The sequence below is a fragment of the Tissierellales bacterium genome (assembly GCA_035301805.1).
GTDB lineage: Bacteria > Bacillota > Clostridia > Tissierellales > DATGTQ01 > DATGTQ01.
On the sequence record DATGTQ010000245.1, the window covers coordinates 1 to 12,096 of the forward strand.

The following is a 12,096-nucleotide window of genomic DNA, read 5'->3' on the forward strand; positions in this document are numbered from 1 at the left end:
TTCATATTAATATTCCAAGCTGCTGCTGGTTTATCTTCAGCTACTGCTGATAACAACGCTGCTAAATGAATAATAGTATTAACATTATGTTTTTTCACTATTTCAGATATTCTTTCACCATCTGTTACATCTAATATTTCAAAAACTCCAGATTCCATAACATTCTCATGGCCTTCTTTTTTACGTCTACTACTTGCTATAACATTATCATCTCCATAAATTCTTCTAAGCTCCATAGTTAACTCTGACCCAATTTGACCAAGAGCACCTGTTACTAAAATTTTTCTTTTTGCCACCCTACGCACCTCCAAAATTAGTACACAAATATATTTACGTCTTAATTATAACATACTTATCATGTATAAAGAACCAATAAAACTAATAAAAACATATCCAATACCCTTGGGTCCTAAATGAGCTCCAACAATTGGTCCTAGCTCATCTATAGATATTTCTACTTTAGGAAATCTTTCCTTTAGAATTTTTTCTATATTTGAAGCTCCTGATTTATTTAATACATGACATATATTATTCTTTTTACAGTCTCAGAAACCTTCCCTATTATTTTTTTAATAGCTCTATTCTTTCCTCTAACTATTTCTAATAAAGTAGGTTCACCATTCTTTAATTGAATTATTGGTTTAATACTTAATACAGACCCAAGTACAGTTTAATTCCACTTAATCTGCTACCTCGTCTAAGGTATTCTAGGATATCTACAGTTAAATATACACTCATATTTTTTCTTTTCTCTTCTATATGTTTAACAATTTCTTTTCTCTTTATTCCATCATTAATCATTTTTAAACTATCTTCAACTAAAATCTCAAATTAGAAGCTGATTGTAAAGAATCCACTACAGATATTTTTTCTTCTTCCAACATATTTTTAGCAAGTACAGCACCATTATAAGTGCCACTTATTTTTGATGATAAGGTTATGACTAATGGTTGTGAAGTTGTCGGAAAAGATTTAGAAGTGCTAAGTTTGTTAAAGAAACTATCAAATTCACCAGGAAATCCTTCTTTAAACCCTTTCCCTTCAAAAGTATATGATAATGGTACTACTGATATATCGTACTCTTTTATAAAATCCATTGGTATATAACTAGTACTATCTGTTATTACCTTTATTTTCTGCATTTAGTTTTTACTTACCTTTCCTCATATGATAATGAAGCGGAGAATTACCCTCCGCTTCTAACTATTTTACCACTATATTATATATTTTGCCAGGTATAAAGATTTCTTTTACAATTGTCTTATTTTCAAGGTGTTTCTTTATGCCTTCATCTTCTAGAGCCTTTTCCTTAACAGCTTCTTGTGAATCATCTAACCCTGTAACTACTTTCCCTCTTACCTTGCCGTTTACTTGTACTGGCATTTCTATTGTTTCTTCTACCAGTTTATCTTCATCATACTTTGGCCAGATTTGTTCATGAAGCATTCCACCAAGTTCCATATTCGTCCAGATCCCTTCTGTTATATGGGGGGCCACTGGATTTAATAGAATTAAATATGTTCTAAGTTCAGCTTTATTTATTTTTCCCTTATCATTGAAATCATTTAGTAAAGTCATCAATGCAGCTATTGCTGTATTATATTTTAATGTTTCATAATCCTCTGTAACTTTTTTTATAGTTTTATTAATAGATACTTCCATATCTTCTGAGTAGGAATCTCCTTCTACAACAATATCTTGAATATTCCATACTCTTTCTAAATACCTTCTACAGCCTTTAACTCCACTTTCCAACCAAGGAACACTTTTTTCAAAATCTCCTATGAATAATTCATAGGTTCTTAAGGTATCTGCCCCATATTCATTAACAATATCATCAGGATTAATTACATTTCCTCTGGATTTAGACATTTTTTCATTGTTTTCACCTAATATCATACCATGAGCAGTTCTTTTACTATAAGGTTCAAGAGTATTAACTACACCAATATCATATAAGAATTTATGCCAGAATCTAGAATATAGTAAGTGTAATGTAGTATGTTCCATACCACCATTATACCAGTCTACTGGCATCCAGTAATCAATCGCTTCCTTGCTAGCTAACTCTTCAGTATTATGTGGATCCGTATATCTTAAGAAATACCAGGAGGATCCAGCCCATTGTGGCATTGTATCAGTTTCACGCCTTGCAGGTTTTCCACATTTTGGGCAAGTAGTATTAACCCATTCTTCCATATTTGCTAAAGGTGATTCACCAGTATGACTAGGCTCATAATTTTCTACTTCTGGAAGCATTAAAGGTAATTCTTCTTCAGGTATAGGAACCCAGCCACAATCGTTACAATGTATTAAAGGAATTGGCTCTCCCCAATATCTTTGACGTGAAAATATCCAGTCTCGTAATTTATAATTAGTCTTCTTTACACCTAGTTCTTTATCTTCTAGCCAATTATTGATTTTTTCAATAGCTTCTTCTACTTCTAATCCGTTTAAAAAATCAGAGTTAACTAAAGCACCAGTTTCTGTATCAGTATATGCTTCTTTTTCAATATCCCCACCTTTAACTACCTCTACAATTGGTAAATCAAACTTTCTTGCAAATTCCCAGTCTCTATCATCATGGGCTGGTACTGCCATTATAGCTCCTGTTCCATAACTCATTAATACATAATCAGAAATCCATATAGGTATTTCTTTACCATTAACAGGATTAATTGCTTTTAACCCTTGAATTTCTACACCAGTCTTACCTTTATTTAACTCAGTTCTTTCAAAATCTGATTTTTTAAGAGCCATTTCTTTATATTCATTTAACTCTTTCATATTTTCTATTTTGTCTTTATATTTTTCAATTAGCGGATGCTCTACGGAAATAACCATATAAGTTGCACCAAATAATGTATCTGGACGAGTTGTAAATACTTTTAGTGAATCCTCTTCACCTTCAATTTTAAAATCTACTTCCATACCTTCAGATCTACCAATCCAATTTATTTGTTGAGTTTTTATTCTATCAATATAATCTACAGTTTCTAAGTCATTTATTAATCTATCTGCATATTCAGTAATTTTTAACATCCATTGATTTTTTACTTTCCTTACTACTTTTCCACCACAACGTTCACATTCTCCACCAACTACTTCTTCATTTGCTAAGCCAACTTTACAAGAAGTACACCAATTTATAGGCATTTCTTGTTTATAAGCAAGACCTTTTTCAAACATTTTTAAAAATATCCATTGAGTCCATTTATAATATTCAGGATCTGTAGTATTTATTTCCCTATCCCAGTTAAAAGAAAAACCTATAGATTTTAATTGTTCTCTAAATCTATTTACATTTCTTTCAGTTACATACTTAGGGTGAATCTTATTTTGTATAGCATAATTTTCTGCTGGTAAACCAAAAGCATCCCATCCCATAGGGAAAAGAACATTATAACCTTCTAGTCTTCTCTTCCTTGCCACAACATCTAAAGCAGTATAAGGTCTAGGATGACCTACATGAAGCCCATCTCCAGATGGATATGGAAATTCAATTAAAGCAAAAAATTTAGGTTTAGATTTATCATCACTAGTTTCAAAAACCTTACTTTCTTCCCAAACTTGTTGCCATTTTTTCTCTAAAACCTTTGGATTATACTTAGTCATTTTATATATAAAACCTCCTTCATTTAATCAAAATTATTTTAATAGAACAAATCATCAAAAAAATAAAACCTTTCATCCCAATATAGAGACGAAAGGTTTTTCGCGGTACCACACTATTTGATAGATAAAAGTCTATCCACTTCTAGAAATAACGGTTCTTTTGCCGGTTAAAGCTAATAAATGGTTCACTCTAACAACTCAAGGACGAGTTCAGTCTTACTTCTACTGTCTTTCACCATCCGACAGCTCTCTAATAAGAAGGTTAAACTTACTACTTCCTATCTAAGTTTAATATTTACTTTAAGCCAAAAATGTGACAAAACTAATTAAACTATATTGTAGCAAATTTTAATTAATAAATCAAGGGCTTTTAAAAAATATTAAACAAAATAGTAAAAATAAATTATAGAACTTTATGAGTAAATGGAAAATTCTTGGGTAAACAATGCTACGGCAAGAAATAATTACTATATAATTTACTTACGGGGAGGAGTTACAATGAAAGAAGAAGAAATAGAATATGATGAAATAAAAGATATTGAGGAAAACAAAACCTTGGCAGGATTAGCATATTTATTGTTCTTCTTACCCTTAGTCTTAGCATCAGAATCTAAATACGGTAGATTTCACGCAAATCAAGGACTAATATTGTTAATATTTGCAGTTGCCGGGGAATTAATACTAAAACTTATTCCAGGTATAAGTTTGTTTATACTACCTATCTTTGATTTATTTGTTTTTATTTTGGTAGTCATGGGAATGGTTAATGGGTTTAATGGCAAAACTGTAGAACTACCTTTAATTGGTCGATTTAATATAATTAAATAAAGAAAAACTCTACTAAAATTTAGTGGAGTTTTTTTAACAAACTGGAGTTACTGCACCTGAGTCTTTCAGGTGCCTTATGTACAATTGGTCATATTAATCTTTTGTTAAAGGCAGAATTTCTATTATTTAGTTTAACCTAGACTTGCAAGAATTCTTCCATCTTATATAAGTGGGAGATGAATTGCCAGCATCTAGCAAATATGATACAATAATACACCATGAAAGTTCTTTGATAACTGGGTATATAGGGTAGGTACTGCCCAAAGTCAAGCCTGTGGAGAACGCATAAGACCTAGTGTTGGCTATATTCTGGGAAATAGAAAGCCACCACTTCTATAAGTGGTGGTAGTCCACAACTAGTCCCTTGATTTCTAGTATAATTATTAAATATATCTATATCTGAATCTAAAGTAATAATATCAACTTTATAATTCTTAATAGCTGTTAGGTATAAACATTTACAATTATTATAAGTATAGGCTATGGTTAAACCTTTCCTTGGAAATACACAAGAAAGCCCTATTTGTGCAAAATACTTTCCCTTGGTAACCTGGTATGAACCTTTTTAAAAATTCTATGCATTATTTTATCCCTTATGCCATTAAGATTATTTCTATGATAAACTTCATGTCTAGATAGCAAATTATCATTTACAAATTTAAACCCAAATTAATTTTCTTTAAGATACTTCTCTATATAAAGAATTCTAAATCATTCCTACTCTTCTTATAATATCTAATTCTATCCTCTCGAGTTTTTGTATGAAATTCAAATAAATGTCCATCAGGATCTCTAAAATAAATAGACTTCCCTTCATCTTTATGTCTTGTTCTGCCAATTTGAATATCTACATTAAATTCCTTTAACTCTTGTAGCTTTTTTTCAAAACCCTCTTCATCTATAGTAAAACTTATGTGGGTATAAGATTTATAAATTTCATCTCTTGGAATAGCTTCTTCAAGATTTAAGGCTAACCATAGACAGTTTAAATCAAAATAAGCTAGTCTATCTCCTTTAACAAGTAATTTCGCATTAAAAACTTTTTCATAAAACTCTATAGACTTTTCTAAATTAGATACTGAAAAAGTTATATGATTTATTGGTACCATAACATCTACCTCCAGAATTAATATATTAGAGTTTATATTATATTACATCCTAAAGTATTTTTAGCTTCTTTTAATGCAAAATTATGAGCTTCTTCATCAAAAGAGGCTACTCCATCTTCATATATATTTACTTTATAATTTATATTTCTTCCATCAGCAGCTGTGTAAAGGACACAAATATTAGTGTTGACCCCTACTAGATATATTTCATCTACTCCTTTTTCTCTTAAATAAAGATCTAAATCAGTACCAAAGAATGAACTATAACGTCTTTTTTTAATAACTTTATCCTCTTCTTTAACCTTTAATTCATCAATTATTTCACTACCCTTCGTTCCTGCTATACAGTGAGGTGGAAACATATCAAATTCCTTATCATCTTTTTCATGGTTATCACATATATAGATTATTGGATAATTTTTTTCTCTAAACTCTTTAGTCTTTTGATTTATGAAACTGACTATTTCTTTACCTGACTGGCCAGTAGTTAATGCTCCATCCTCATCAATAAAATCTTTCAACATATCAATTATTAACAAAGCCTTCATTTTGAAACCCTCCAGTATTAAAATTATTATTAAATCATTTTATAATATAAAATGCCATTTTCCTCAAATCTACCAATTTCACTTTCATAATATAAATGTTCTAAATGAGACATGGCTTCTCCAGAAGCAAACCATTTTTGTGGATTAGGAAAATCCCTCCATTTATCATAACTTAAATCCCAATGCATATTTGCTGCTACATCCCTTACAGTCATTTTTTTATTCTTAAGTATTTCTTTTATCTCCTGCAACCGTTCTCCATGGTGTGCCAACATTTCAGAAATCCTTCTTTTATGATCTCCTATAATATTTCTATGAGATGAGAGAAAGTAGTCTATATTATAGTTATATATCTTTTTTAAACTATCAAAATATACTGATAATATATCCTCTTCGAAATCCCAAAAAGAAATATTAGGGGTTATACTCTCTAGTACATGATCACCACCGAAAAATAATTTATGTTTTTTCTCATAAAGTCCAATATGTCCTGGTGTATGTCCTGGAATATCTATTACTTCAAAAGAATATTTGCCTATGTTTAATACATCTCCTTCAACTAAAGGTATAAAATCAATAGGCTCCTTTAAACAATATTTGTATCCAGGATGATCATCGAAAGAGATATTATCTTTTTCTAAATCAAATAATATTTTATGTTTTTCAAACCCTTGCCAATATTTATCACTAGTCATTTCATTAATTAACTTTCCATCTATTTTACCAGCATATACTTTTACTCCTGCTTTGCTTAATTCTCCTGCTAATCCTGAATGGTCTGCATGAAGGTGAGTCACTAATAAATAAGTATTGTTTAAGTCTAAACCTAACTTTTTAATTCCCTTCATTAATGCATATTTACATTCTTTTCTATTAAATCCTGTATCAATAATTAAATTTTTGTCCTCTGAAATTATTATGTAGCTATTTAAAGCACGTAGAGGATTATTTGGTAAAGGAATTTCATTTAAATAAATACTTGTATATACTTTAGTTAACATTAATATCCCAATTCCTTTCCTACTATTATTACCTTTATTCTATTACTAAATTGGCTATTTATAACAGTGAAATAGTTGCAAATTCTATCACTACTTTTATAATCCATACAATATCCAACTTTCGTACAGGGGGTATTCTTTCCTAACCTTTTTTCATCTAGTGGTACTGCATAATTTCTTACTCTTTTTCCCACCTCTCCCAAATCTTTAACAATTTTATTTATACCAGCTATTATAATTATTTGTTTAGGTCCATATATAATTGACGCTGCTCTACTTCCATATCCATCAATATTATACAGCTGTCCATCCTCAATTAAAGTATTGGTACTAGACAGATAGGTATCAGCACTAAAACTATATATATTTGTTTTTTCTCATAACTTGTTATACCCTCCTTATGCTTGTCTAAGAAAATATAATTACCTTCTCTCATCATATTTATTATGCCCCTTTGAAAAAGAGTCATTGAATCACCAGCGGTTACAACTGATTTTTCTGGTATTAATTCTTTAATTTTTTCTTTTAAACTAGCTACATTTTCAACATAAAATACTTCATATTATGCTTTTTAAAATTATTTATCGTTCTCTCAATTCTTTTATTAATATACCAATGAATATTTTCAGTCAATTATTTGACCTCCTATCTATATTACATTTTCAAAAATGATAACATGAAATTCCAATTACCTCAAGGATTACACAGAGTAAAATTATGTTTTTAGGGAATTATAAATTTTGGAGGTGAATAATATTGATAGAATTTATGCCTAAACAAGTATTTTATGAACCTGACGCTTTAAATTATCCCCTTGGGAAAAAACTTATAAATTACTTTGAAAAAACAAATATACCAATGAAACCTACAACTTCCCATAATAGGGTTATTGGTATTGTTGGTGATACTCCAGGAGAAGCTTATAGAGAAGCAAAACATACTTTAGTTATTGGAGTTAGAAGGAGTAAAACTTTTCAAACCTGTAAACCTTCTGCTCATTATCAACTTCCTCTAGCTACCTCCTGTCCTGGTATGTGTGAATATTGCTATTTATCTACAACATTAGGCCCAAAACCTTATTTAAGAATATACGTTAATATTGAAGAAATATTAGATATAACTAAAAATATTATTGAATCTAGAGCACCAGAGATAACTATATTTGAAGGTGCTGCTACATCAGACCCTATACCGGTAGAAAAATATACTGGAAATCTTAAAAAAACTATAGAGTTTTTTGGTCAAGAACCTTTAGGACGATTTCGATTTGTAACTAAATTTACTGATATAGAAAATCTTTTAAATGCAGAACATAATAACCATACACGGTTTAGATTTAGTTTAAACTGTCAACAGGCAATTAAACAATTTGAACATGGAACACCACAGCTTTTGGATAGAGTAATAGCAGCATCAAAAATGCTAAAATCAGGCTATCCTATAGGATTTATTATTGCACCAATATTTAAATTTGAAAATTGGCAAGATGAATATACAGAACTTTTTACTTTATTAGAAAAATACTTATATGAAAATATGCCAAGCAATTGGTCACCTAAAGATTTAACTTTTGAGTTTATATCTCACCGGTATACTCTTAGAGCTAAATCTAATATTCTCAATGTCTTCCCTAAGAGTAAACTTCCTATGAAAGAAGAAGAACGAAAGTTTAAATATGGACAATTTGGATACGGTAAATATGTTTATGACCCAGATGATATAAATGAATTAAAAGAATTTTTTCTAAATAAAACAGAAAAATATTTTCCAGGAGCAAAAATAGAATATTTTATATAGATTATTTTTTGCTCCTAGGATAATCATTCTTAATAAACACTAGAAAGTTTTTTATATAATTAATAAAACTTTCTATATCCTCCTCAGTAGTATCAAAGGAAGTTACTAATCTAATGATATTTTCTTTTTCATTAATTAGATAAACAGAGAATTCTTCTTGCAATGGCCCATTCCATCTTTTAGGTATTTTAACAAAAAGTATATTCCCTAAAGACTTATTAATAATTTCTACACCTGGAAGTATTCTTAATTCTTCTTTTAGATACTTAGACATATTATTAGAGTTTATAGCGTTTTCTTTCCAAATATCTTCTTCTAAATAAGGTATGAACTGAGCAGATATAAAACGCATTTTAGAAAGTAATTGCATACCTTGTTTTCTTATATATTTGAAATTTTTACTAAGTTCTTTATTAAAAGAAACAATTGCTTCGCCAATCATCATACCATTTTTAGTGCCACCAAAAGATAATAGATCTACTCCAGTATCTGTTATCATTTCTTTAAAACTAGAATTAAGAGCTACTACTGCATTAGATATCCTTGCACCATCGACGTGTAGAAACATATTATTAGTATGGGCAAAATCTGCTAACTCTTTTATTTCTTCAATAGTGTAAATTGTTCCTAATTCAGTAATTTGAGAGATGGATATTACCCTTGGTTGAACTTGATGCTCATCTCCTATATAATTAAGAAATCCTTTTATATCATCAATAACTAACTTACCATCTCTATTAGGTACGTAGAGTATTTTATTACCTCCAAATCTTTCTAAGGCACCACATTCATCTACATTAATATGGGCTGTATCAGTACATATTATAGCTTCAAAAGGCTCTAATAGTCCATTTAACCCAACTATATTTGCTGCAGTACCATTTGTTACAAAATAGACATCCACATCTGCTTGAAAAGCTTCTTTGAATAGCTCATTAGCTTTCTCTGTATACTTGTCCTCTCCATAAGAAGGCTCATGTCCAATATTACAATTACTTATAGCTTCAAGAATTCGAGGATGTACTCCTGAATTGTTATCACTTAAAAACATTTTCATTTAAATCCCTCCACAAATACATCTATTAAAGCTATTTTACCATATCTAAGAATATTTGTACTAAAAAACGTACTGTAGATATGGACAGTACATTTTTTAAATTAAATATTTAATATAAATTTATTTCGTAGCAATTAGCATTGGATCCATATCTATTGATGCTTTTAATTCTATGGCTACTTTTACTACCTTTTTATTAATTCGTCAATAGTGGCTAAATCTTTTGGTCTTTCTTTACCTGAGTATTGTTCAAATAGCTTTGCTGCCACTATTCCTCCACTGTGAGAGGGTATAACATATTTAAAACCTACTTCTTCCAACAAAGATACATAAGTATTACCAGATAGTTGAATTGTCTTACATATTTTAATATTTATGATTTTATCTATTATTTCTTTCAAAAATAAAATTGTGATACTATTAAAAGAAGTCCTATTATTTACAGATATTTTTCTAATCAATTCTTCCTTTGACATTTTAATTGTTAATCCATATTGAAAAATCCCTTTTATCGTCCTCATAATAAGATTATAAAATATCCTTTTTTATTTCTTCAATATGTTTTATTGCTATCATCTTTAAGGTTTACTTTTTACTTTCAAAATACTTTATCAACTCATACTTATTTATAATATGGCTGTGCAATAATATACTTTATAGAATTTAAGTTAATTCTATTATTTTTTCTATATCATCAGGCTGTTTTGTATTTTCAGCAATTTTATTTACTTTTATCTGTCCACAACTTAAGCATTTGTGTATTATCTGAAATCCTTTCTTAGAGTGCATCTTAATTCCTATAGGTTCCATAAGTCCTTTACAAGAACTTAATCTATCTCCAGGAATTACATCTACATGCTTTGAGTATAGGCAAAAGGGACAGTGATTTCTAAAACTACCATTACTTAATGGTAAAACTTTTTTACCACAGTATTCACAATTAAATGATGTATTTTCTTTATTTCTACTCATATTCTACTCCTTTAATAGATATTTTTAATCTATATAAAGGAGTAGGGTTCCGTTCATTCTTCTTAATATTAAGTTATAGGCTTGAGTAAAGTATTGACAAATTCACCGCTGTTCCTTTAGGTTTGCGATTAATTCCAGTTCCTACTTCATTAAGACATATTTCATCCTTAAATCCGAACCATGACTAATTTTATGATTTTATATTAGCCACTGTAAGGCTGATATTTGCCACCTTCCACTGGTAAGTGTACTTTACTTTCACTATCAAAAGGCATCGTCCCCTACTTAAATATGAGTATAATAATATATTTTTTTCTTGTATTTTTCACTTCTTATCCTCCATTATAATAGTACACAGCCATATATTGTTACTAACTTTGTATTTTATCATAAGTGTCACCTATTAAAACAATGTCTAGTCCACTCTTTATTCTTGATTACAACTTTTCCCTTCTTTAAAACTTTTGCATAAAACAGCTATAGATTCATAGCCCTGTATTTTAAAGTCCTTTATAATTTCTATTAGTTTGTCGTCTAGGGAAAGCCTAGTACTTTTATAAACAATTTATGGTGAAATTCCACTACGGCTAAAAGATTCTAGTTTTACTGAATCATCTATAAATTTTGAACTAAAGTCTATAATGTCATCAGTGGATCGAAGGCCTTTGGACATGGTTAATAAGGTAACTGCTTTTATGTCTAAAATTCTTTGTATTTCCTCATTAAAGTTTAATTTCATTTGTTTTTCTATAGTTTGATTTATATCAGCCAAAATAGTATATTTAGCCTCTGGAAAAAGCACCTTTAGCATTTCAAAATGAATTGGATAATAATCCTGTGCTTCATCTACTACTATTTGCTTTATATCTTTATAAATATTATTATTCCCCTATTATACACACTAATACTGTAAATAATCCCATCTTCCTTTTAATTTTATATAACCCCCTTTCAATTCTACTGTCAGCGATATCCTTTTATTATTTACTATTTTATTTCTATTTGGTTAATTTCTTTTGAAGAACTTCTATGAGTGCAAAACATATAATATCATAGAAACTATAAAAGGAGTGAACATCATGTATGATAATTATAGATCATATCCATGTCCTTACTGGAATAATAAACCAACACACTATCCAAACTATGGGGGGTACTCCATTAAATTG

General features: G+C 29.5%; 14 protein-coding genes, 1 pseudogene and 1 other annotated feature. Of the genes and pseudogenes, 2 read left to right on the forward strand and 13 right to left on the reverse strand.

All coding sequences use genetic code 11. From position 1 onward, the window contains the following. The 5 genes from VK071_12135 to leuS all read right to left on the reverse strand — a co-directional run. A partial coding sequence (locus VK071_12135; protein HLR36060.1) for an NAD-dependent epimerase/dehydratase family protein occupies positions 1 to 296 on the reverse strand: 296 nt, incomplete at its 3' end. 45 nt (positions 297 to 341) lie between these two features. After that, on the reverse strand, positions 342 to 527 hold the full coding sequence (locus VK071_12140) for a DegV family protein (protein HLR36061.1): 186 nt from the start codon (positions 525 to 527) through the stop codon (positions 342 to 344). A gap of 121 nt (positions 528 to 648) precedes the next feature. Further along, positions 649 to 801, reverse strand: a complete 153-nt coding sequence (locus VK071_12145) for a DegV family protein (GenBank protein ID HLR36062.1) — start codon at positions 799 to 801, stop codon at positions 649 to 651. Positions 802 to 818: 17 nt separating this feature from the next. Beyond that, entirely contained in the window at positions 819 to 1,142 is a 324-nt protein-coding gene (locus VK071_12150; protein HLR36063.1) for a DegV family protein, read from the reverse strand. Positions 1,143 to 1,203: 61 nt separating this feature from the next. Next, positions 1,204 to 3,615: a leucine--tRNA ligase gene (gene leuS / locus VK071_12155; protein HLR36064.1), complete on the reverse strand. Its 2,412-nt coding sequence runs from the start codon at positions 3,613 to 3,615 to the stop codon at positions 1,204 to 1,206. An 81-nt stretch (positions 3,616 to 3,696) separates the two neighbouring features. Beyond that, positions 3,697 to 3,909, reverse strand: a binding site (T-box leader). 204 nt (positions 3,910 to 4,113) lie between these two features. On the opposite strand from leuS, the gene VK071_12160 reads away from it, so the two are divergent. Continuing rightward, positions 4,114 to 4,443: a hypothetical protein gene (locus tag VK071_12160; GenBank protein HLR36065.1), complete on the forward strand. Its 330-nt coding sequence runs from the start codon at positions 4,114 to 4,116 to the stop codon at positions 4,441 to 4,443. A gap of 692 nt (positions 4,444 to 5,135) precedes the next feature. On the opposite strand, the gene fosB is transcribed toward VK071_12160, so the two are convergent. The 4 genes and pseudogenes from fosB to VK071_12180 all read right to left on the reverse strand — a co-directional run bounded on the left by fosB (position 5,136) and on the right by VK071_12180 (position 7,618). Beyond that, the gene (gene fosB, locus VK071_12165; GenBank protein HLR36066.1) at positions 5,136 to 5,552 is read right to left on the reverse strand and encodes a metallothiol transferase FosB; all 417 of its coding nucleotides are present in this window, start codon (positions 5,550 to 5,552) and stop codon (positions 5,136 to 5,138) included. 32 nt (positions 5,553 to 5,584) lie between these two features. Further along, positions 5,585 to 6,100 (reverse strand): isochorismatase family cysteine hydrolase, encoded by a 516-nt coding sequence (locus VK071_12170; protein HLR36067.1) that lies wholly within the window; start codon positions 6,098 to 6,100, stop codon positions 5,585 to 5,587. Positions 6,101 to 6,129: 29 nt separating this feature from the next. Then, positions 6,130 to 7,101: an MBL fold metallo-hydrolase gene (locus VK071_12175; GenBank protein HLR36068.1), complete on the reverse strand. Its 972-nt coding sequence runs from the start codon at positions 7,099 to 7,101 to the stop codon at positions 6,130 to 6,132. Next, positions 7,101 to 7,618 (reverse strand): annotated as a pseudogene (locus VK071_12180) (lactate utilization protein). Before VK071_12180 ends, VK071_12175 begins: the two are co-directional and overlap by 1 nt. Positions 7,619 to 7,857: 239 nt before the next feature. On the opposite strand from VK071_12180, the gene splB reads away from it, so the two are divergent. Then, complete coding sequence (splB, locus tag VK071_12185) at positions 7,858 to 8,898, forward strand: spore photoproduct lyase (GenBank protein HLR36069.1); 1,041 nt, start codon at positions 7,858 to 7,860, stop codon at positions 8,896 to 8,898. Position 8,899: 1 nt separating this feature from the next. Here the strand turns inward: splB and VK071_12190 are convergent, their stop codons facing one another. From VK071_12190 to VK071_12205, 4 genes are all read right to left on the reverse strand, one after another. Beyond that, positions 8,900 to 9,955, reverse strand: a complete 1,056-nt coding sequence (locus VK071_12190; protein HLR36070.1) for a low specificity L-threonine aldolase — start codon at positions 9,953 to 9,955, stop codon at positions 8,900 to 8,902. A 185-nt stretch (positions 9,956 to 10,140) separates the two neighbouring features. Further along, positions 10,141 to 10,476: a hypothetical protein gene (locus VK071_12195; GenBank protein HLR36071.1), complete on the reverse strand. Its 336-nt coding sequence runs from the start codon at positions 10,474 to 10,476 to the stop codon at positions 10,141 to 10,143. A 142-nt stretch (positions 10,477 to 10,618) separates the two neighbouring features. After that, on the reverse strand, positions 10,619 to 10,927 hold the full coding sequence (locus tag VK071_12200; GenBank protein HLR36072.1) for an RNHCP domain-containing protein: 309 nt from the start codon (positions 10,925 to 10,927) through the stop codon (positions 10,619 to 10,621). Positions 10,928 to 11,492: 565 nt separating this feature from the next. Next, positions 11,493 to 11,804 (reverse strand): hypothetical protein, encoded by a 312-nt coding sequence (locus VK071_12205; protein HLR36073.1) that lies wholly within the window; start codon positions 11,802 to 11,804, stop codon positions 11,493 to 11,495. Between the last annotated feature and the right edge of the window lie 292 nt (positions 11,805 to 12,096).